Below are 20592 nucleotides of genomic sequence, written 5' to 3'. Positions count from 1 at the left end.
AATGTTAACTCATTCCAGCTCGTCTAAACGAGTGTAATTTGCCGAGACTTTACCGCTGGTCTGAACCGCATCTGCGCCAAGTTGTAGATAGGTTTTATTCACCAGATGCGAGATCAAACTCATCGGCACGGCGTAGCTATCAAGCGGCGCTTGATTGTTCATATGACAGATAAAGTAATGCGTCACATCCTGGGTGTACTTTTGGCCCGACTGGTCAGTGATCAGCAACACATTATGAGCGCGTAACTGCTCAATCATCTTGGCAAAGAATTGTGGCCGTCTGCGGATGCCAATCACAATGACAAAATCATCTTGCGTCACGGCGGCTAAATCCTCACCGATGGTTTGACCAGGAAGCGGCAACAGATCCACATTGGTGCGACACTGCACTAGCTGCTGACGAAAGTGCATCGCTAACGGGTAGCTATTTCGATAGCCAATAATCTTTATCCGTTTCGCGTTACTCAACGCCGCAATAATGTCCGTCAGGTCACTTTGACTCAATTGCGCCCATAGCTGCTCTAATGCCCCTAGCTCTTGGTGAAACTCCTGCATTTCTACTGGAGCGATAATAACCGGTGTGCCTTTATCTCTCTCAACCAATAACTCATTGCGCAGCGCTAGGTGATCCTCATAGCCCAATTTACGAATAAAACGGCTAACACTGGTTTTGGACACATCACATGCCTCAGCAATCTCATGGGTCGACATAATCAGAATCTGCTCTGGATTAATCTGCAAGTAATCCGCAAGACGACGATTACTTGGCGATAACTCAGAATAATGTCGAGTAATTCGTTCGCTTAAGGGGTTACTGCTGGGACTCATGCTTGTTCCTTTATCGATATTGAGATAGCTGTGTTGGTTCTATTATCTAGTCGTGGTTATTAGGATGACAACGCGTCGCGAATCATTAACGCACCGCTGATAAAAAGCTTTGCAGCTCTGGTGTCTGCGGATTCGCGAACACCTCATTGCTACAGCCCGTTTCCCACACCTTGCCTTGATTCATGAACACCACTTTGTCGCCAACATCGCGGGCAAAATTCATTTCATGAGTGACCAATATCAACGTCATGCCCTCTTCTTTAAGGTGCTCTAACACCTTGAGCACCTCGCCAACTAACTCAGGATCGAGCGCTGAGGTGATCTCATCACAAAGCAATACCTTAGGCGACATAGCCAGAGAGCGAGCAATCGCTACGCGCTGTTGTTGCCCGCCAGAAAGATTATTCGGATAAGCATCAAACTTGTCTGCTAGGCCCACTTTTTCAAGCAAATCTCTCGCGAGTGCCTCGCACTCTTGCGCCGTTTTCTTGAGCACCAACTTGGGTGCTAACATGACATTTTCGCCTACGGTTTTATGCGGGAAAAGATTAAAACTTTGAAACACCATACCTACGCTGCGACTCAGTAATCTTAGCTTGTAATCATCATTCTCTACCGATTGGTTATCGACAATAATCACGCCTTCTTCGTACGTTTCTAAGCCATTCATGCAGCGCAGTAGGGTACTTTTTCCGGAGCCGCTACGACCAATGATTGAGATCACTTCACCCGCTTTAACTTTCAGATCCACACCCTTGAGTACGTGGTTCTCGCCATAGTATTTATGGACTTGTTCAACGCTAACGAGTGACATGATTTTTATTCTCCAAATAACGAGCCAGTAACGACAAAGGGAAGCAAATGACAAAATATAACAATGCCACAAAGGCAAATACTTTGAACGGTTGGAAGGTGGCGTTGTTTAACATGGTGCCGGCTTTAGTCAGTTCAACAAAACCAATGATAGAAGCCAGCGCCGTGCCCTTTACGATCTGCACTGAAAAACCAACGGTCGGGGCAATCGCCATACGCATTGCTTGTGGTGCAATGATAGTGCGCATGCTCTGGAAATAAGTGAAACCCAAGGTTCGGCAGGCTTCCCATTGCCCTTTCGGCAGCGCTTCAATACAGCCACGCCAAATATCATGAAAGAAAGCGCTACTAAATAGCGTTAGCGAGATGATGGCCGCAGACCAAGCGCTCACTTCTATGCCGATGAGCGATAAACCAAAGAAAGTGAGAAAGAGCTGCATGAGCAATGGCGTGCCTTGAAATATCTCCACGTACACCTGGATAACACGGGTAAATGCGACATTCTTAGTACTGCGTAAAAACGTCAACAGTAACCCCAATAAACCGCCACCAATAAACGCCACGATGGAGAGTAGCACCGTCCATCTTGCCGCCATCAGGAGGTTTCGTAAGATATCCCAATCAGAAAACTGCATCATATTCTGATTCTCCTATAACGATGGGTTTTTAAAACTATACTGCTTAACCATGGCGAAGGTTTGACGCATCAGCATGGATAGCACGAGATAGATAATGGCTGTGACTAAATAAGCTTCAAAGCTCAAAAAGCTACGAGATTGAGCAAAGTTGGCCGCAAACGTCAGCTCTTCTACCGAGATCTGAGATACCACCGCAGATCCAAGCATAACGATAATGCATTGGCTGGTTAGTGCCGGATAGACTCGCTGATAGGCAGGAGGAAGAATGACATGCATAAAGGTTTGGCGCGTCGTCAACCCAAGTACTTTACCTGCTTCCCACTGCCCTTTTGGTGCAGCATCAATGCCAGCGCGAATAATCTCGGCGCTGTACGCGCCCAGATTAATCACCATCGCAATACTGCCCGCTTGCCATGCTGTTAGCTTTAATCCAATGGCAGGTAGCCCGAAAAAGATAAAAAATAACTGCACGATGAAAGGGGTATTCCGAATCACCTCTACATAACTTGCACACAACCAACGCAACCAACGCTGTCTATGTGTGCGCCCTGCCGCGCAAAGCGTGCCTAGGATCAATCCACCAAGTGTTGATATCACCGTCAGTTGTATTGTTGTCCAGGCTCCAGTTAATAGTTGAGGAATATAAGGCGCCAGGCCTGGAAGATCGAGGTGGTAGCTCATAGATAAATCCTAACTTACGCGCCTAAACCAGCAGGAAACGGTGCTTTTAACCATTTCTGAGAAATGCTTTCAAGTTCACCTTCGTCCTTAGCTTGCAGGATCAATGTATTGATTTCGTTAAGTAAAGCGGTGTCGCCTTTTTTAACGCCGATGTAACAAGGCGAATCTTTCAGCATGAACTTAACCTGAGGCGCTCTTGCTGGGTTGCGGTTTGCGATCTCTGTGACCACTAGGTTGCCTGTTGCAATAAGGCCAACTTGACCAGATAGGTAAGCCGATAAAGTTGCGTTGTTATCTTCATAACGATTGAGCGTTGTGTCGCTCGGTACAAGCTTGCTAAGTTCAATATCTTCAACTGAACCACGTGTAACACCGACTGTTTTACCCGCAAGCGCTTCTGGTGATGTCACATCTTCAGCATCATTACCAAATACACCGAGAAAGAACGGAGCATAGGCGTTGCTAAAATCAATGGCTCTTTCACGCTCAGGGTTTTTACCAAGACTAGAGATCACCAAGTCAACCTTACGGGTCTGAAGATACGGGATTCGGTTGGCACTTGTGACTGGCACTAGCTCTAGCTTTACATCTAGTTTCCTAGCCAGATATTCAGCCATATCGATGTCATAACCCTGTGGGTTTAGGTTGATATCGACAGAACCAAAAGGAGGAAAGTCTTGTGGTACGGCGACTTTAAGCACGCCACTTTGTTTAATAGACTCAAGTTGCGTTGCGCTAACAGTGTGCGCGGTGAGCAATAATGATGCGGATAACACGGTGTTTAATATCACTTTAAACATATTCATACAGCATTCCCTTATGATTTTTATGAAACAAATGAAACATCTAATCAAAGAACTGCAACGAACGTGCCAACGCAACAAAAATAATTAACTCTTTGTTTATTAAGGTTAAATTTGTATGCCATTATATTTTAAGTGGTTATTATCACAATAATGCCAATGTTATGGTGCACACTGCCCTAAAACAATGCACTAAAGTATGTTGTCATAGGGATAAGGGTTGGCTTTGAAGGTTTCGACAATGCTGTCGATCATCGCGTTCACTTTATCGACATTTGGAGTGGTCGAGAATAACTCGTTTTTTCTGCCAAGAGCCTACAGGTTAATGACCCGTTCAGTACGAATATTGTCGATAGATAACGATCGACAATACAACAAATCCGCTTTGGCCAGTGACCAAACGTATATTTTATCGCTTTGCCTGGCGGGCTAGACTCTATCACGTTCTAGGTTTTGACCCAGACTTGTTGCTGTTTGGAGTTCACGCCATTTTAGAAAGAACGTCGATAACTCTGTTCGTGGTGTTGGCTAGAAGCGAGGTGATTAGATGCGGGTTTTATGGCTCACTCACAAAATGGGACTTAGCAAAAGCTTCTTTTAAAGCTTAACTCAATAGTAAGGTACACATTTACTCCATGTAGGAACTGATTTTTTTCAACACCTGAGCGATGGGCGCGACCTGCTCCGGTGGCAGCGGTATGGGGGTTCGCATTGGGGGAATGATGAGATAGACCATTCCACCTCCATAGGGTGTCAGCGTCGTTTTAACACAACCATTTTCGATATAGATTGTGAGTGATTCTAGGTCGATAGAACGCAACGTCTGTTTAAGTTCAGTATCTGCATCCAATGCGGTCAACAGATCAGCACAGAATACACCTTGTGTTTTTCCAGTGAACTGCCCGTTTCGGCTTCCCTTAAATTTCAAACGACCACTTCCTGCTTGGTCGACTTGACGAGAGAAGACGATGTTCATAGAGCACGTCCCGCCCATCCAGCGAGCCTTAAAGTCTAGGTCAATTTGTAAGCTGCCTAATCCTTCTGGCAGGTTGCTAAAATGCACGCTACCTTCATCTGATTGTTCCGCTCCTCCCCAATACGGGGAGAATGCCAACGCATTATTATATAGTGCCGATTTCGCCACTTTAAAGGCATTGTTTTTTGCTCTCATTAAGCCTTCCTTTTCTTATACCAATCTGGATTATGTAGGTTGGTATTATTGGCTATTCATCATCTTGCTCTCCAGTGCGGATGTTATAGGACTCCGTCACTGGAATGACAAACACACGACCATCTCCCCGATTACCATCGCCTGTGCGAGCGGCGTTAATAATCGTCTGAACGGCATCATCTTTCATGTAGTCCTCGACAACCGTTAAAATCATCTCTTTCGGAAGTTCTTTATAGCTGATGTCTCCAACCTTAAGTCCGCTTTGTCGACCTCGACCAATTACCGGCACCTTAGTAAGCGCTTGAATATCTACTTGGGAAAGTGCGTCTGTCACGTCAGCAATTTTTTCTGGACGGATAATCGCTTTAACTAGAAACATAATGTCATCCTTTTTTAAAATATCAGTGAATATGCAATATTAATGTTGGGGTTTGGGTTCTATACAAAATGTGGCTTGTATGCCTGCTGGCACTAAATCTTCATGAACCCTTTTCCACTCAGCCTGAGCTTCTTTGATCCCTAGTGGCTTGAAAAGCGGCTGTTTAACCACAAACTTCAACCAAACGACTGCATATACCATAGACAGTGCGACCATTACACCGACAAGATTGTAGATAGCTTCTGCCATCTCAGGAGCGGGGGCGATATTTAAAATGGCATAACCGATACCAAGTGAACCAATAATCTGCGGCACGGGGTAAAAACGTGTCTTATATGGACGTCGCACGTTCGGATAACGAAACCTTAATATGATGACGTTGATGTGCGCGATGATGTAACAGAATAACCATGCACAACATGCTGCCAAGATGTACACAATCAGATCGGGAGAGTTGACAATGCCACCAAAGAAAAATGCCGCGATACCACCGGACATAAACAAGATACCCACCCAAGGCGTTCGGAATCTTGGATGAATTTTTCGAAAGACTTTAGGTAGCTCATGACTCAAAGCCATTCCATAGAGCATACGTGGAACCACTGCTATAACAGTATTGATCGTACTGGCGCTGGCAAAGATTGAAACAATCGATATCCAGATCATGCCCGGTTTACCGAGCATCGCGAGTGCCATATCCACATGAGGATGATTAGAAGTGATAAGTTGCTCAGCGGGAACATATTTTAATAACGCAAAGCCATAAACCAAATTCACGCCAAAAATAACAACTAGGCCGGCGATCATCGCTCGTGGGATGTTTTTTTCAGCTTTCTTGGTTTCTTGAGCCATAGGGGTAACAAACTCAATACCAATGTATAACCAAATAGCCAATGCAGTGAGGCTGAACACGCCCGACCCCATTGCATTAAAAGGAATGTCAGCCATTTCTGGTGCCGGGAGAGCACCAATTCCGGTCAACCCAATAATCCCTAATAACGCAATGGAGATAATCATGGTTAACGTAAAGACAATTTGCAGTTTCGCAAATATATCGACCCCAACAATGTTCATCACCATTAGAAAACCTAGAATAAGCCCCCCGAGTAAGACGGGTGATAAACTAGGGAAAAAGGTTTCTGTTAATACGGAGCCTGCAACCGTCAACTCAGCAGGTGCAGCTAGCAAGTTAGGCACTAAATAGCCTAGTAACGTAGCAACTACCGCAGGAAAAGCCCCCATTGCCACACGCGTGTAAGTACGAATTCCACCTGATGCCGGCATCATGCACGCAAGCTCTGCATAACTCTGTGCTGAAAAATGTTGCAGCAACCAAGCCGTAATCATTGCGATGACAAAACCACCACCTGCGATGCCCATCCCTTGACCTAATGACACTAGCGTACTTGATGCAACGACACAGCCAACCGCAACCGCGAAGCACGACCAAAAACCAAGGGTCTTTTTGAGGTTAGTACTCATTATTGTCTCTCCTTGTACATTTACTGAGGCTCAATCTAAACACTCACCTTACCGTTCATTCAGCCTGTACCCAGATTAAGTTAATCGTCATCAAGCTGGACTATTTCCATGCTCCAGCCTTGCTAGATAACGGGATAATATTAATACTATTAACTGCCATCGCTCCTGTATTGTATTTTCGCGACATGCTTTATAACTCATTCAACTGATGACACTTTGAATTATAAAATTCTATGCTCGATGGGAAAAACGCTCGTACCCTAGCTCGCTGATATTGATAGAAGGCATTTCGTCGCAGGCAAGCTCTGCCAAAACGGTACCGACGGCAGGCGCTATGCCAAAGCCGTGACCAGAAAGCCCACAGCCTAAAATCAAGCCCGGAACATCCTCAACCTTACTGAGAACGGGGACCTTGTCCTCGCACCAATCAATGATACCCACCCAACTCCGCACGACCTTGGCGTGTTTCAAAGCAGGGATGTAGCCAAGGATGCCACGACATGTGTCCGCCGTGGCTTCTATTGGGGTATGGTCTGAAGCGCCGCTTATCAGCTCTGAGTTCAAAGGGGATCCACCACCGAACACAAACGATCCGTGCGCGGTCTGATGTCCATAAAAATCTGCCATGGCAGTGCCTAGCATTTGATAAAACATCGGAGGTTGTGCATCGGTTATAAGTGTATCAAGAGCAACTGGTTTCATTGGAACATCGACACCAACACTCTGAGAGATAGCTCGGCTTTCAAGACCTGCCGCCAAAATTATTCTGTCCGCCTCAAACTCGCCATCTGTCGTCATAACCTTACGTAACACGCCTGCCACCATTTTCAATGACAGTACATGCTGCCCTGTCAAAAACCGAACACCCAGTTGGCGTGCGCCATTATGGTATGCCAGCGTTGTCTGCAGCGGGTTAGCGTGACCATCACTTGGACACCAACTTGCACCGATCACTTCATCAGATAGATGCGGGCAGATTTCTCTCACCTCTTCACCGCTGATCATCTTTACATCGAGCCCTTGGTCCACAGCAGTAGCGGTCAAGCCTCTTAGAATATCTAAGTGCTCATCGGTTTTACCTAAACGCAGATTGCCGTGCTGGTAATACTCGACGTTAGTTCCCAGCTCTTCAGAGAGGTGCGGCCAGAGGTTTTGCACACCATACATGGCCAGTGGGAGTTCGCGCTTGTCGCGCCCCGACTGACGTACCCCGCCACCGTTACGACTGGAGCCGCCGTAGCCAATCACCTTACTCTTTTCCAGAACGATGACCGACTTGCCTTTTTTTGCTAGGTAGTAAGCGGTGGAGCAACCGATAATTCCGCCACCTATGATGATAACATCTGCACTTCTCTTCATTATTTCTCTCTTCTGCAATGGTGCGGTAAATCCTAGCCGACTCCCGCGAATTCCAAGCGACCAGTGCTAACTTCTGTTAGTCAAGGCCGCTTCAGTCCTTGTTACCACCGTTGCTCCCAAAGCGCATATTGGCAAACTGCTCAATGCTCAAAGGCTTCAATGGTGTTCGAACTCGCAACGACCCGACATCAACGATATCGATTGAGCAACTATCCGCAATTATTTCTGAGATCGTTGCTGCACACATACGCCCCTGACACGGCCCCATCCCGGCCCGTGTTCTGCCTTTGATCTGCGTAGGGTGACGTGCCCCCTGGGCGATAGCTTCTCGAATCTGACCTGAGGTAATTTCTTCACAGCGGCAGACTATGATATTGTCGCCTGCTGGTACTAAAGTCTGTCGGCTCGGTGGGAAAATATGGTCAAGAAAGGGGCGAATAGCTTTTTCCTTGTTGAGGTATCTTTTGTGTTGTTCTGCAAGGCGGTCACGTTCTGATTCACTTATTATCTGGAGCTTATAAGCACTATCAATAGCGGCTAAATGCCCCCTAACTGTCGCCATTGGACCTCCACCAATACCGGCTGAATCGCCAGCAATCGACACGCCTTTTACGCTAGTCTGTCCCCAAATATCAAGCACCGGTTTCCAGTATCGTTGCGGCTCATACCATTCATGCTCACAGTTTAATGATTCGCTCAAACGTAAATTCGGGACAACCCCTTCGTGCAGTAAAACGGTTTTGGCATCGATATCCTTCTGTCTGCCACGATAAGAAAAGCGCAACCCTTCTGCTCGCTCTCCACCAATAACCTCGAGATCGCGACACCCCATGTAGAGCGGTACACCAGCACGTTTAACCTTCCATCGCATCTGTAGACCTTTCAACAGATAACTACACCGGAGTAGAGCTCCTGGCAGGTAGGGAGCCGCCTTGATGTAATCTTTAAAACTGGCCGTTTCAACCATAGCCGCAATTTCAACGCCATTGTCCACCAGGTGACAGGCAGCTAGCAGCAACAGGGGTCCGCTGCCCGCGATTACGACGGGCTCATCCGGAACCATATCGGCAGATTTGAATAAAATATCAGCCGCCGCCGCCCCCATCACTCCGGGTAATGTCCATTTTTTCATTGGAACTGGTCGCTCTGTAGCACCGATACTAAGCAGCACACGGCGTCCGCGTACCCGTTGTGTTTCCCCGCCAGATAGCAGGTCAACATCGAAATTGTTGGCGATATTTATAACCGTCGTATTCGGTATATAGGTAGCACTGGAGGCTCTAAAGGCCTCAACTAACGGTTTGCCAGCGAAGTAATCCTTGCCGAGCACATCGACATTTTCAGAGCGACTGCGTTCCATTGAGCGATAGATCTGCCCTCCTGGCTCAGGCTGCTCATCAACCACTAAAGTCTTAAGCCCAAGACCTTCGGCGGTGACGGCCGCGGCAAGTCCACCTGGGCCTGCACCAATAATAATAAGATCGTATTGATTACCCATTGGCTAGCACCTTCTTTCCATCCTGGCGATTGACTACCATTCCATCGCTCACCTGAATGGCACAAGCCTGTTGATTTGGGACGCCATCGATCTCCATAAGGCACTCAAAGCAAACACCCATCTGACAATACCCAGCTCGTTTAACTCCGCTTATTGGCGAGGTTCGATTATACCCCGCCCCCGCCACCATCACTGAGGCTAAAACAGTTTCACCGACCGGAACCAGTAACTGCTTACCTTCAAAGGTGATAGTCACAAGCTCCGCAGCAAGACAGCCTTCATGTAACCTTTTCAACATACTTAACTCCTTGCCAATACACAGAGGCATTCGTCCCCCCTGTCATTATCAGATTAAAACTTCACACCCAACCATCGCTTCAAGCTCAATCTCAACCAACTGACTTGGGCGATTCAGCTTAGGTGTTTCAACCATGGTGAACAGTGGACGGAATTCTTTGAAAGATTCGCTGTATGCCATACCGACTTCATTAGCCAAGCCCATATCGGTGACATAAGCCTTAACCTTGTAAACATCTTTGGCCTCTGCCTCTGCGCGAGCAAGGAGTTCAATAAACTTACCGAAAATGTATTGGGTCTGTTCGTAAGCAGTAGTGCCGTAAACAGAGCCGTCAGGTTGAACTGCAGTAGTGCCACAAATATGGATTTGATTGCCTATTTTGACCATACGTGAATAACCTGCGCTTTCTTCGAGTGACGTTCCTGATGAATAATTGATACGTTGCATAATGCGTAACCTTGTTAAAATAAGTTCAGAGAGGATCAAATCTGTTTAGGTATGCAGATGGGTATTAGTGGTGACTTAGACGAGCACCGAACCTTCCATAAACCTTCGTTACAGATTTGGCGGCATGGCTCCCTTTATCAGGAGCTATATTCAGACTATTTAAGTACTGGTTCATTCCAGAGGTTCAGTGAAACGCCGATTCCTTTTTCGACAGCGTTACGATAAATCTTGGTTGCCCAAGCAACATCTTCCACTGGCATTCCACCCACCGACATAATGATGATTTCCTCGTCACTTTTACGGCCGAGCGCTTCGCCTGCAACAATTTCTCCCAGATCTTCAAGCTCGTCAGGCGTCAAAGTTCCCTCATCAATCATGTCCATAAAGCGCATCCCTGCTAGTGGAATTATATTATGTGTCGGTTTTGGCACTTCTTCATACCAAGCTTCGTACAGACCTGTGTTATCAAGCACTTTACGAACATCTGACCTTTCCATCCCCGCATCAAGTCGAACGCTTGCCGGCATAGCTAAGAATGCACCTGGTTTTACCCACTCACGCTTAACCTCTGGATAGGTAGATGGGTCTCCAGTTTCACCTGAATTACAATAAGTAATAAGATCAGAGCCGCGAACGATTTCTTCAATGGTATCGACTATCTGTACGTCCGTTATTTGAGGATAAGTAACGGCAAGCCAAGTGATAAAACTGTCTAAGCTATTTTTGCCTCGTCCCTTAATTTTAATTGTATTAACGTCTGGGCAAGCAGCGACGAAAGCAGCGACGGTCGTTTTTCCCATAACACCTGGCCCAAGCAAACCAATGACCTTAGCGTCTTTACGAGCTAAATAGCGGGCCCCTACCCCTGGTACAGCACCTGTACGATAAGCGGACAACAAGTTTGCCGACATGTAAGCTAATGGCGCACTTGTTTCAATATCATTGAGAATAAACATCAAGATAGATCGAGGAAGCCCTTTTTCTCTGTTGGCAATATTGGACCCGTACCATTTGACACCACAGGTCTTAAAGTCGCCACCAAGATAAGCTGGCATAGCCATCAAACGGCGGTCAGCGGTTGGCTTAGGCATGTCAGGAAAAGGGGATTCATCTGGAAACGTCACCATTGCTCCATGAGAGTCATTGTTGGCACCAGCCATTCGGTAGTCACCTTGATGAAGCAGCGCAAACATCTCTTCCATCGTATCGACACAATTTGGCATATCGGTCACGCCGGCTTTAATCATGTCCTGTTCAGAAAGGTATATAAAATCTATCTTAGTGTTGTCTGACATATCGTCACCTATATCCATATAGTTTCGGGTTTTATGCAGTACTCAATCCACTCTTAGCCGGTGTTGCTAGGCATCGTTTAACTTAAGATATGAGTAATTGCTTTCGATACTATTTAGAACCCTCCAACCTGTATTGGATTTTTGCGACATCGGTTACTTGACGTATTTAAAGAGAAACTGGCATTCACTTTGCTTTATTCACTTATCGGATTAAAGTGAGAATTGAAAATGTCAGACTCATCATTGCTAACAAATATTTCGGGGATTCACTCAAAGCAGCCATTTTTCGTATTGAGTTCGGAGCAGTTCCTTACTCATTTACCCTCTGAAAATACTGAAGTCTCTCATTTTTACAGTTTTAAAGCAGGCCGTTCATACGAACCTACAATTGCAATCCCTGACGGTTGTATAGATATGGTATTTGACTGTGATGCAGACTCACCAAGCGGACAGATATGTGGGACTAGATTAGAAGCTGGATCGGTATTTTTTGAGCCTGGGCATCGTTACTTTGGGGTTAGGTTTGTACCAGGGTTTATTCCTGATTTTTTGACGGTTTCAGCAGAAGAGTTAATTGAATATGAGCATAATATTCAAGATGTTATGGCAGATTCAATGCCGCTTATTGAGCAGATAGTCGAGTCTAATAGTTTTTCACAAAAAGTGAATATCGTGAACGCGTTTTTAAAACGAAAAAAGAAAAGAGAACCCTCTCAACTGACCAGCCAGATAATTAGAAAAATTTGTCTGCATGGAGGAAATATTCAGGTTCAAGATCTGGAACGTTTCTCTGGCTATACAACGCGAACACTGCAACGGTTATTCAAAAGTGATATAGGATTGACACCCAAAGGATTCAGTCGAGCAATTCGTTGTCAATCAGCAGTTTATGGTATTAATCACACTGATAATCTTATTTTTTCTGATCTTGCCATTGATCTTGGTTTCAACGACCAATCTCACTTTCTCAGAGAGTTTAAAAAGTTAGTGAATGTGACACCACTAGAGTATCAAAATAGAGTAAAAGAAAAGACTTATCTGGAGCGAATTCGTTGTTATTGACCGCTCATTATTGGTGCGAACTGCACCAACAATGGATGGTGTAAGAGGTTCATTTGAATCGTCAAACTCCCCAAGGGACATTTTTAATTAGTTCGACTTCCACACTCTGAACAAATTGATCATCAAATTGAATCTTTTTCTATATTGCTGGTTTTAACTTGAAAAGAATGAGCCAAAGATCGCTTACTGCCGTATTTGTGAAAGAACCTCTTGCACCATGGGGACCTGAGGAGCACCTGATACTGGCCACGCTCTTAGAGTTCAACCAGAACAATCTTCGAAGACATTAAGGTTGATTATAAACGGACGAGAAGGCTCGGTGATCTTTAGTATTTAAGCCCAGTTAACTGTAAAAAAACATAATATCGCTTAATTGAATATCAATCTGATTGGTGCAGATCACTGAATTCTGCATCAAAATTTTCTTTCGCATATTTTATGGCGATGGTCATATTTAGTCACTGATTTATGAAGTATCTTAGAAGCTGTTATCAAACAAATGGCTGGCTCTAATGATCTCTAACCTGATGCACTCACTTGAATCGCACGTAGAAGTATCTAGTTTTTCGAGGAAACAGGTGATTTACCGTAATGGCGAGTCTGCAAAGGTTTTTTACCACGTCAAACAAGGTCAAATTGGTTTATACCAAGTCTCAGAAGGGGGGAAGGAATCTCTACTTAGAATCTATGGTCCTGGTAGTTACTTTGGCTACCGCTCACTATTTACAGGACAAAACTACCCGTCAACAGCAAGAGCAATGTTGAATAGCATCGTAGTAAAGATAAATGTAAACGATTTTAAATCTCTAGATGAGATAGCGCCTAATCTTGCTAGTTACCTAATGAAGGAAGTCTGCTACGAGCTTGGGGAAGCTGAAAAAAGGTTGATGCAGTTTAACGGTTTCAATGCCCGGAAACGGATTCTTGACACTATCGCTTACTTCTTTGAAATGCACCCCGACTATCCGTGGACGTATCGAGAGATAGCGGAATACAGCGGAACGGATATCACCACCGTTATCCGTTACTGTAAAGGTTTAAAAGAGACCGGATTGCTGCGCAAAGACAGCCGTAAACCCACCCCCGTAGACTTGAATGTTTTAGCTGACTACCGACTATCACTGGTTTAACGTAAATATGACTAAGAAACGAATAAGAACTGCACCACGGTCATGGAGAGAAGAAGGAGAAGCCCCTGATTACCGTTTTTCTCTCGCTAACGAGCGTACCTATCTAGCGTGGATTCGAACGTCTCTTGCACTCTTAGCTGGTGCTATTGCATTGGATCAACTCACACCGGATCTGGCGAACTCGCTGGTACGCGTATTATTATCATCATTCTTATGTTTATTCTCAGGAACATTGGCCTTATTTGCCTATCGCCGCTGGGCAGATAACGAGAAAGCGATGAGAAATAGTTCGGACCTCAGATACACCCACTTTTTAAAAGTGATCAGCGGTACCATGCTGTTGCTGGCATTTATTATTGTATTAGTGATAACCGTTTGATGACGACTCGTGATAAAGGATTGCAGCCACAAAGGACATCAATGTCGTGGTTGCGCACTCAATTAGTATTGTTACTAGTCGTATTCGCATACCTCAGAGTCACATTGGCAATGGACTACCCAACATTGATCTGTCTACTAGCTGGTGCGTTTACGATGATGGGCTCCCTTTATGCGCAGAATCGATTCTCACAAGATTTTTCCAATTCAATGGCGGTATCGCGCCTGGAATCGTTCATCAAAATCTCCTTGAGTGCGATAGTATTACTGCTCTCTACGAGTTACCTATTTATCGTCTGGCACTCATTTCTATTTTAGGATGTAACAAGTATCATGCCACGCTATGGCCAAACCTTCCTAGCTCAGTTTAAAACATGACTGTAGCGACTACTTCTATCGAGAAAAAGACAACTTGTACCCTGCAAAGGTAACAAAATTGGCGTAGGTCTTATGACACTCTAGAAAAGTGTGTTCAGCAACATATTGACGCTCAGAAAACGAGTATGTCGACTTTGCAAAGCAAGGTGGAGAGCCCACATTATTGGGTTTGTATTTTGATAAAAACGTCACCAAATCATGTCAAAATTATAGTGCGGGTAAGTCGATTCGACATGTTTTGAAACCGATGGATTCGCTCTTAGCGATGAATGGTGTCAGTTCTTCAACCACCAATAGCTTTCTTGCAGGAATTCCAATTGATGGCTGCGATAGCGTTACTCACGAAACATCGAGTGTCGTTCAATACACTAACCATGATAAATTGTAAGCGCCCTATGAACCCACGGGGCGCTTACAAAATTTCTTCCATAAGCATATAGTTACTCTAAGGATTTAACTGTCGAATTGGGAGCACTTACCTACGAAAAATTGTATCTGGAGCGGCCTTCTTGTACTTTGAAAAAACACTCGAGGTGCTAGAAAACTAGCGCCTCAAGCACGGTGTCAGCTAGCTATTTAGTAAACCAATATACACGAAGTTTCATCGATCCCTTGCTCGAGCTCGTTCCTAAAAGTATCAGCCATAAAATAGTGCTCTCCCAGATTGTCAACGCCACCGGCTAGAATAGTTTCCAACAAAAAAACTGAATCATTAATATCAGACATCTTGCCCGTATTCATCACAGCTTCTAAGTTTGGCATGTGTTTTCGCGCAACTTCATCAGACATATCCGCAACTTGATAGGAAATATGTTCCTCCGTAAGATCTTTCTCTGCACATATTGTGGTAACTAAGTCCTCTAGTGCTGACTCTCGACGACCCAAACATACTATATGTCGCTCTGTATTTTGAAGCCCATTGACCAGTAGGTTACCAATACCGCCCGTTGCTCCAGTAACAACAATCACTTGCTTCATGCTTTTCCTCTTTCAGTCGTAGCGCTTGTTACAGAAGGGATCCTCTCGCCACGTGCCATTAGAGACTCAATTTCCTCAATAGAACGGTTTTTGGTTTCGATTAAGAAAACAACGAGTACAGCCATACCAAGCAATGCGAATATTCCATATGACAAGAATGTAGTCGCGGACCCAAACACCTCGAGTTGCCATGGGAAGAACTTCTGCGAGGCCCAGGCACTCAGACTGCTCATCAAAGCAAAACATGGTATCGCAACCGATCTAACTGAATTAGGTGTAATCTCTGAGAACAACACCCACATCATTGGCCCGATAGAGAACCCGAAGGCAATCTTAAATGCAAAAATAGCGGCTACAATCGGTCCCGCACTAATTTGAATAAACGATTTGATCAGATTACTTTCATTTGCTCGCAAGAAGTTTGCATCATACCTATCACGAAGTTCAACTTTAAAATCACGGTCTGAGCTAAACTCTTTGTTAAGGAGTGACTTAAGTGGTTCAACGTCTACGGTAGACTCTACCGCTGCAAGCTTTTCTTCAGTTACTACGTATGTCGCATTCTGGAAGCCGTTCCATATTGTAAAATGGCAAATAGCAATCGCAGATAGACCAACAACAAGTAAAGGTTTACGTCCCACTTTATCAACCAAAAAAACAGAAGTACCAGCCGCGAGGATACCAAGCATCCCCATAATGGAAGTCTGCTTGAACGCCTCATTGACACCTAACCCAATCTGTTCAAAGATTGTAGGCGAGTAATAAGCAATAGCATTGATACCTGACAGAGACTGGGTAATTGCTGCCGTCACTCCCACTAAAACAATAATACTCATCCTTTTCGATGCTAACCGGCGAAGTTGTGCCGTTACACTCAACGTGGCTGACGTCGATTTGATGTTTTGTTGGATTTCTTTATGAATGATTTCGACATTATCTGGTGCATTCAAAAGTTTTAGTACTTTTCTTGCATCTTCTGGACGTCCTTTCATCATTAGCCAACGTGGTGACTCCGGTACCTTTAGAAGCAGTAAGAACCAGATAATCGCTGGAATTATCTCTACAGCAAACATCGTTCTCCAAATGGTTTCAGGACCTAAAAAAACGGAATTTTCATTAAAACTTAATACCAAAAAATAATTAATAAGATATGCAGAAAAGAAACCAAACGCCGTAGTAACTTGGTTCGCTGTCATCAATTTCCCACGAACATGAGATGGTGCAACTTCACCGATATACATCGATGTAATACCAAGTGAGCAGAACGCTAACCCACCTAATGCTCTTGCGAAAACCAATGAATAATAGCCAAGAGCAGTCGCAGACAAAATGGCAGATATTACATATGTAAATGCGATCAAAACCAAAGTTTTTTGACGCCCAAATACCGCTGTTAACTTGCCCGCAACAAACAACGCAATAATTGCTCCAATAGAAGGTGCACCAACAACTGTCCCCACTTCTAAACTTGACAACTCGAATTGCATCGAGATATATCTAATCGTACCGGACACTACCGCTGCATCTAGGCCAAATACAAAACCACCTAGAATGACGATTGCAAGATACTTAATTGCTCTGTAATCATTTTCCATGCTTCTATTTCCATTATTTAAAAGTGATGTAGGTTTACTTCTATTCAGTTATTAATAGTTGCCATTAAGTCAGACTTGGTGTTTTGATTACTTTAGAAAGCGGCCGACTGTTAACATAACAATCAGGTGAGTTCATATCTACAGTAATAAAAACCACATTAGGTTTCTTACAGTTTTTCGTAGCGCTACAAGAACCACTTCTTATTTTAGTATATAAGAGTTTGGTACTCACTGATGAGTCATCATTTAACGACATAATAATCTCTTCTATAAGAAAACAACAAACAATCAGCTGGTGGATTTAATTATTTTGACATACTTCAAAATACTCATATCAAACTAAAATTATTATCAGATTTTAATAAGCAATTAATAACAAAACCTTTCAACTATCGAAGGTTATAGATAAATGCACTTGTTCTGTGCCTGATAATAAAAATATACACGTTATTGCTTTACTATCAGATGTATTTTTTGAACAAAAAGATGTAAAAAACGAAACTATAAAGGATGACCCGGCAGATATTATCAAAAGTGTGAAGTACAACTGATTTAGCACATAAGTTTAATTTTATAACCTATCCCCTGTGTCAGGCTAGTTGTCACTGTTGAAAACCCGACTCCACCATCAAGCAACGTCAGTTCATAGACCAAATAATTGCATAGTAATGACCAGTTATCTTTGTACATCTTAATGATGTTTTGGATCAAACTTCTCAATTTCAAATTTATTTCCGAGATCTGCGTGTGGTTCTTTTAAGGGGTATGCGACGACGTGGTAAGGGTCGATTACCGACCCGTAATCCAATACCGCTAAGCGTCCCAGAGCAAGAAAATTATGCTGGCCTATGAATCTCATAAGCAACTAATTGCAATTTGGTAGACGTTTTCGTGCATTTACCCCCTTAGACGATTTTAATTACGAAGCACTCACTGTAGAAATTGACTGAGCTTACCAGCAACACGTGTAATTCGAGTGCATCTAAAGAAGGAATGTTTACAGACGCAAGGTAACATATTCAATCAAAACACCTCGATCGCTTTCACAATTTATTACCCACTATTCGCATGCTTTGCTAAAAATCAGCACTATATGTTATGGGTTAAAATTAGGGGAAAGGCGTGAAAAATCAACCTCTCGTGATCAAACACAGTGTCAGTTGCACAGGGCTTTCTATTCGTTCTTTTTGGGATGTTTATGGTGATGAGCAGTATCAAAATACTTGGCCACAAGACCGGCGTCTTCCAATGGCTGAAAATACGTTGGTCATCATATATAGCGAGAGCGGCAACGGTTATGTGAATTTAAAGGATGGGACAACACTTCGTTTGCGAGGCAATTGTGTGCTTTGCTTAGATCCCTTTTCCATTGTGCACTACGGCTGTGATGGGCTAATTTGGAAGCTTTATTGGACTGAGGTATTCCTTGACCCCAGCGCAAATGTCACGATCCCATATCAAAAAGTTATCCCTATTGATAACCACAGACACTTTGAAATCCAATTCAACGAGTTGATCGAAGCATTAAGGCAAGATAACCCTTATTTCTCATCCTTTTCTGCCGCTATCTACAATAAGATGTTCTATGAATGGCTACTTTATGCGAATAATCAACATCTTTCTAAACCTCAACTGTTGGTACAGAAAGTGATAGATGAGATGCACCACAATCTTTCAAGTAACTGGAAAGTGATGGCAATGGCTGAATTTTCAAATTGCAGCGAACAACACTTGCGTAAACTCTTTATAGAGCACACCACATATAGCCCAAAGGATTATTACCAAAGACTCAAGTTAGATATCGCATACAGCCTAATAAGAAAAGGGAAGAAAAACGTCACTCAAATCGCCTATGACCTCGGCTTTACAGATGCCTTTCACCTTAGTAATAGTTTTAAAAAACAGTTTGGGTTGCCCCCTTCTCAGGTGACAACCATTGCCGCCGAAACACAACAAATTGTGAGCGTGCTAAAAGACGATGGATTTTAGATATTGGTCAAGGTCGTTTCGGACAGTAAGCTCTTGCGATGTTAAGTAGCGAGGTAAATGTTGAGTCACTTTTTGAAGCCCCAACTCTCGAATCTCGGCAGCCACTTCATAAACGGGATACATCGTTGCAATTAACACCATTGAACGGCGCATAATCTCCTCGCTCTGTTCTGGCGTGATAAGTAAAGGCACATTAGTGACGGACAGCAGAGAAAGAATGTCACTAAAATGTCGTTGATAGCCCGAACCTTTAATGCTAAACACTTGACTTGTTACTTGCTCGCCTTGCTTTCGCCAAAAATAAGGCGGGTGCCTTAATGTTCCAAGCCCGAGCACAACCACATGGTCATCGTAGTATAATTCAAGACGTCTATCCCAAATATCGCCGCCTTTCCCTCCTTCAACCACATACGGGATTGATGCACTTTTCGGTGCCTTTGTTTTAATAATACCTTGAGCATATAAATGCGTTTCTGCACCCAGTTCACGTTCAAGCGGCATTAATTTGGCCTCTGAATTTGGAATATTCTCTTCCGTTAATGCCTCTAACGTAGCGCCTGTAACTAGAGTACTCTCTACATCCCAACGGGCCCCTGATAATAATCTGAACAACGCAGCTACTGCATGGATCCCCATATCAAGACCAGCTCCTCCTCCGCCATTATTCTTAAGCGAAAGGAGCTTGCGTCGGTTAATGTTATTTCTCTGATTTGACCATTCAAAAGCGTGCAATGGTTCATACAAATTTATTGGATTATCAGCGGCTATCGCAACAATTTTTTTGGGTAAGGGCAACGCTCCATCAACAGAATCAATATACGCTTCAATCGACAGGGCGACGATCACAGTATCAATAAAATAAAAGCGAGCACCACGACTCTGCAATGCTGGGATCACGAAATCGAATCCCCGTTCACATTCTTCTAACGAAAACGACGGCTTTTCAACGATGAAGAGCGTTTGGTCGACATCAATGCGCTCAGACACCATTTCGATAATACTTAGGTGCATCCGCACCGGAGTAAGTACCAAGCAGGCTGCGATATCGGGTTGTTGATGCTTAGCGCAATACTTATCGAAATGATCATAGATCGCGGAATATGAAAAGGGATAGCGGTTCGTTAATTGGTCAGGTGTGAGTTGTTCTGCAATCGGGTCAATCGCAATCAAATCAAATAAATCCGACAACTGAGTTAATAGCGCCTGATATAGTGATACCACCGATGAACCCGGCGCCCCTAATCCACCAAAGACCAATACCTGCTGTTTCATCTCATCTCCAGATTACTCACGATATAAAGACCATCAAGCCTAGACTGACGGATATAATGACTATGGTCAATAAATAGCATTGAGGTGAAATATCCGCTTAACCTCCTTTTGCATACCC

21 protein-coding genes and 1 pseudogene are annotated in these 20592 nt (G+C 44.0%); 5 read left to right on the top strand and 17 right to left on the bottom strand.

The features are described from left to right. Window positions 1-9 precede the first annotated feature (9 nt). The 14 genes and pseudogenes from AB4405_RS23665 to AB4405_RS23600 all read right to left on the bottom strand — a co-directional run bounded on the left by AB4405_RS23665 (window position 10) and on the right by AB4405_RS23600 (window position 11692). Window positions 10-828 (bottom strand): MurR/RpiR family transcriptional regulator, encoded by an 819-nt coding sequence (locus tag AB4405_RS23665; protein WP_102469363.1) that lies wholly within the window; start codon window positions 826-828, stop codon window positions 10-12. An 85-nt stretch (window positions 829-913) separates the two neighbouring features. Continuing rightward, on the bottom strand, window positions 914-1642 hold the full coding sequence (locus tag AB4405_RS23660) for an amino acid ABC transporter ATP-binding protein (protein WP_102469364.1): 729 nt from the start codon (window positions 1640-1642) through the stop codon (window positions 914-916). Beyond that, complete coding sequence (locus AB4405_RS23655; protein ID WP_102469365.1) at window positions 1629-2279, bottom strand: amino acid ABC transporter permease; 651 nt, start codon at window positions 2277-2279, stop codon at window positions 1629-1631. The genes AB4405_RS23660 and AB4405_RS23655 overlap by 14 nt, the downstream gene beginning before the upstream one ends. Window positions 2280-2291: 12 nt before the next feature. Beyond that, a complete protein-coding gene (locus tag AB4405_RS23650) occupies window positions 2292-2960 on the bottom strand; it encodes an amino acid ABC transporter permease (RefSeq protein WP_102469366.1) in 669 nt (222 codons plus the stop codon). A gap of 14 nt (window positions 2961-2974) precedes the next feature. After that, window positions 2975-3766 (bottom strand): transporter substrate-binding domain-containing protein, encoded by a 792-nt coding sequence (locus AB4405_RS23645; protein ID WP_102469367.1) that lies wholly within the window; start codon window positions 3764-3766, stop codon window positions 2975-2977. A gap of 216 nt (window positions 3767-3982) precedes the next feature. Beyond that, window positions 3983-4206: pseudogene (locus AB4405_RS23640) on the bottom strand (transposase); the annotation flags it as partial. A gap of 185 nt (window positions 4207-4391) precedes the next feature. After that, window positions 4392-4934 carry a hypothetical protein gene (locus tag AB4405_RS23635; protein ID WP_372063034.1) on the bottom strand — a complete coding sequence of 181 codons (543 nt, stop codon included), beginning with the start codon at window positions 4932-4934 and terminating at the stop codon, window positions 4392-4394. Window positions 4935-4986: 52 nt separating this feature from the next. Beyond that, a complete protein-coding gene (locus tag AB4405_RS23630) occupies window positions 4987-5313 on the bottom strand; it encodes a P-II family nitrogen regulator (protein WP_102469369.1) in 327 nt (108 codons plus the stop codon). Between the two features lie 39 nt (window positions 5314-5352). Next, a complete protein-coding gene (locus AB4405_RS23625; RefSeq protein ID WP_102469370.1) occupies window positions 5353-6795 on the bottom strand; it encodes an APC family permease in 1443 nt (480 codons plus the stop codon). A gap of 231 nt (window positions 6796-7026) precedes the next feature. Next, a complete protein-coding gene (locus AB4405_RS23620; RefSeq protein ID WP_372063033.1) occupies window positions 7027-8154 on the bottom strand; it encodes an NAD(P)/FAD-dependent oxidoreductase in 1128 nt (375 codons plus the stop codon). Between the two features lie 91 nt (window positions 8155-8245). Next, window positions 8246-9652 carry an FAD-dependent oxidoreductase gene (locus AB4405_RS23615; RefSeq protein WP_372063032.1) on the bottom strand — a complete coding sequence of 469 codons (1407 nt, stop codon included), beginning with the start codon at window positions 9650-9652 and terminating at the stop codon, window positions 8246-8248. After that, on the bottom strand, window positions 9645-9950 hold the full coding sequence (locus tag AB4405_RS23610; RefSeq protein ID WP_102469373.1) for a (2Fe-2S)-binding protein: 306 nt from the start codon (window positions 9948-9950) through the stop codon (window positions 9645-9647). The genes AB4405_RS23615 and AB4405_RS23610 overlap by 8 nt, the downstream gene beginning before the upstream one ends. A 48-nt stretch (window positions 9951-9998) precedes the next feature. Further along, window positions 9999-10397 carry a Rid family hydrolase gene (locus tag AB4405_RS23605; RefSeq protein ID WP_372063031.1) on the bottom strand — a complete coding sequence of 133 codons (399 nt, stop codon included), beginning with the start codon at window positions 10395-10397 and terminating at the stop codon, window positions 9999-10001. A gap of 155 nt (window positions 10398-10552) precedes the next feature. Then, window positions 10553-11692, bottom strand: coding sequence for a tyramine oxidase subunit B (locus AB4405_RS23600; protein ID WP_372063030.1), 1140 nt, complete (start codon window positions 11690-11692; stop codon window positions 10553-10555). Between the two features lie 228 nt (window positions 11693-11920). Between AB4405_RS23600 and AB4405_RS23595 the strand changes: the two genes are divergently transcribed. The 4 genes from AB4405_RS23595 to AB4405_RS23580 all read left to right on the top strand — a co-directional run bounded on the left by AB4405_RS23595 (window position 11921) and on the right by AB4405_RS23580 (window position 14580). Next, window positions 11921-12754 carry a helix-turn-helix domain-containing protein gene (locus AB4405_RS23595; protein ID WP_372063029.1) on the top strand — a complete coding sequence of 278 codons (834 nt, stop codon included), beginning with the start codon at window positions 11921-11923 and terminating at the stop codon, window positions 12752-12754. A gap of 512 nt (window positions 12755-13266) precedes the next feature. Then, window positions 13267-13884, top strand: coding sequence for a Crp/Fnr family transcriptional regulator (locus AB4405_RS23590; RefSeq protein WP_372063028.1), 618 nt, complete (start codon window positions 13267-13269; stop codon window positions 13882-13884). A gap of 7 nt (window positions 13885-13891) precedes the next feature. Further along, the gene (locus AB4405_RS23585; protein ID WP_102469377.1) at window positions 13892-14263 is read left to right on the top strand and encodes a YidH family protein; all 372 of its coding nucleotides are present in this window, start codon (window positions 13892-13894) and stop codon (window positions 14261-14263) included. Continuing rightward, entirely contained in the window at window positions 14263-14580 is a 318-nt protein-coding gene (locus tag AB4405_RS23580; RefSeq protein WP_102469378.1) for a DUF202 domain-containing protein, read from the top strand. Before AB4405_RS23585 ends, AB4405_RS23580 begins: the two co-directional genes overlap by 1 nt. Window positions 14581-15216: 636 nt before the next feature. Here the strand turns inward: AB4405_RS23580 and AB4405_RS23575 are convergent. Both AB4405_RS23575 and AB4405_RS23570 read right to left on the bottom strand, forming a co-directional pair. Further along, the gene (locus AB4405_RS23575; RefSeq protein WP_102469380.1) at window positions 15217-15618 is read right to left on the bottom strand and encodes an SDR family NAD(P)-dependent oxidoreductase; all 402 of its coding nucleotides are present in this window, start codon (window positions 15616-15618) and stop codon (window positions 15217-15219) included. Continuing rightward, the gene (locus AB4405_RS23570) at window positions 15615-17213 is read right to left on the bottom strand and encodes an MFS transporter (RefSeq protein WP_372063027.1); all 1599 of its coding nucleotides are present in this window, start codon (window positions 17211-17213) and stop codon (window positions 15615-15617) included. Before AB4405_RS23570 ends, AB4405_RS23575 begins: the two co-directional genes overlap by 4 nt. Before the next feature lie 1122 nt (window positions 17214-18335). On the opposite strand from AB4405_RS23570, the gene AB4405_RS23565 reads away from it, so the two are divergent. Further along, window positions 18336-19202, top strand: a complete 867-nt coding sequence (locus AB4405_RS23565) for an AraC family transcriptional regulator (protein WP_102469388.1) — start codon at window positions 18336-18338, stop codon at window positions 19200-19202. Here the strand turns inward: AB4405_RS23565 and AB4405_RS23560 are convergent. Further along, window positions 19182-20474, bottom strand: coding sequence for a hypothetical protein (locus AB4405_RS23560; protein ID WP_372063026.1), 1293 nt, complete (start codon window positions 20472-20474; stop codon window positions 19182-19184). The two genes, AB4405_RS23565 and AB4405_RS23560, sit on opposite strands and share 21 nt — an antisense overlap. Between the last annotated feature and the right edge of the window lie 118 nt (window positions 20475-20592).

The sequence above is a fragment of the Vibrio sp. 10N.261.51.F12 genome (assembly GCF_041471725.1).
Lineage (GTDB): Bacteria > Pseudomonadota > Gammaproteobacteria > Enterobacterales > Vibrionaceae > Vibrio.
This window is presented reverse-complemented; position numbering and strand designations above follow the sequence as displayed.

Excerpts from the sequence above, each read along its gene's own strand:
- AB4405_RS23665 (WP_102469363.1), bottom strand. The coding sequence starts at position 828 with ATGAGTCCCAGCAGTAACCCCTTAAGCGAACGAATTACTCGACATTAT.
- AB4405_RS23660 (WP_102469364.1), bottom strand. The coding sequence starts at position 1,642 with ATGTCACTCGTTAGCGTTGAACAAGTCCATAAATACTATGGCGAGAAC.
- AB4405_RS23655 (WP_102469365.1), bottom strand. The coding sequence starts at position 2,279 with ATGATGCAGTTTTCTGATTGGGATATCTTACGAAACCTCCTGATGGCG.
- AB4405_RS23650 (WP_102469366.1), bottom strand. The coding sequence starts at position 2,960 with ATGAGCTACCACCTCGATCTTCCAGGCCTGGCGCCTTATATTCCTCAA.
- AB4405_RS23645 (WP_102469367.1), bottom strand. The coding sequence starts at position 3,766 with ATGAATATGTTTAAAGTGATATTAAACACCGTGTTATCCGCATCATTA.
- AB4405_RS23635 (WP_372063034.1), bottom strand. The coding sequence starts at position 4,934 with ATGAGAGCAAAAAACAATGCCTTTAAAGTGGCGAAATCGGCACTATAT.
- AB4405_RS23630 (WP_102469369.1), bottom strand. The coding sequence starts at position 5,313 with ATGTTTCTAGTTAAAGCGATTATCCGTCCAGAAAAAATTGCTGACGTG.
- AB4405_RS23625 (WP_102469370.1), bottom strand. The coding sequence starts at position 6,795 with ATGAGTACTAACCTCAAAAAGACCCTTGGTTTTTGGTCGTGCTTCGCG.
- AB4405_RS23620 (WP_372063033.1), bottom strand. The coding sequence starts at position 8,154 with ATGAAGAGAAGTGCAGATGTTATCATCATAGGTGGCGGAATTATCGGT.
- AB4405_RS23615 (WP_372063032.1), bottom strand. The coding sequence starts at position 9,652 with ATGGGTAATCAATACGATCTTATTATTATTGGTGCAGGCCCAGGTGGA.
- AB4405_RS23610 (WP_102469373.1), bottom strand. The coding sequence starts at position 9,950 with ATGTTGAAAAGGTTACATGAAGGCTGTCTTGCTGCGGAGCTTGTGACT.
- AB4405_RS23605 (WP_372063031.1), bottom strand. The coding sequence starts at position 10,397 with ATGCAACGTATCAATTATTCATCAGGAACGTCACTCGAAGAAAGCGCA.
- AB4405_RS23600 (WP_372063030.1), bottom strand. The coding sequence starts at position 11,692 with ATGTCAGACAACACTAAGATAGATTTTATATACCTTTCTGAACAGGAC.
- AB4405_RS23595 (WP_372063029.1), top strand. The coding sequence starts at position 11,921 with ATGTCAGACTCATCATTGCTAACAAATATTTCGGGGATTCACTCAAAG.
- AB4405_RS23590 (WP_372063028.1), top strand. The coding sequence starts at position 13,267 with ATGATCTCTAACCTGATGCACTCACTTGAATCGCACGTAGAAGTATCT.
- AB4405_RS23585 (WP_102469377.1), top strand. The coding sequence starts at position 13,892 with ATGACTAAGAAACGAATAAGAACTGCACCACGGTCATGGAGAGAAGAA.
- AB4405_RS23580 (WP_102469378.1), top strand. The coding sequence starts at position 14,263 with ATGACGACTCGTGATAAAGGATTGCAGCCACAAAGGACATCAATGTCG.
- AB4405_RS23575 (WP_102469380.1), bottom strand. The coding sequence starts at position 15,618 with ATGAAGCAAGTGATTGTTGTTACTGGAGCAACGGGCGGTATTGGTAAC.
- AB4405_RS23570 (WP_372063027.1), bottom strand. The coding sequence starts at position 17,213 with ATGGAAAATGATTACAGAGCAATTAAGTATCTTGCAATCGTCATTCTA.
- AB4405_RS23560 (WP_372063026.1), bottom strand. The coding sequence starts at position 20,474 with ATGAAACAGCAGGTATTGGTCTTTGGTGGATTAGGGGCGCCGGGTTCA.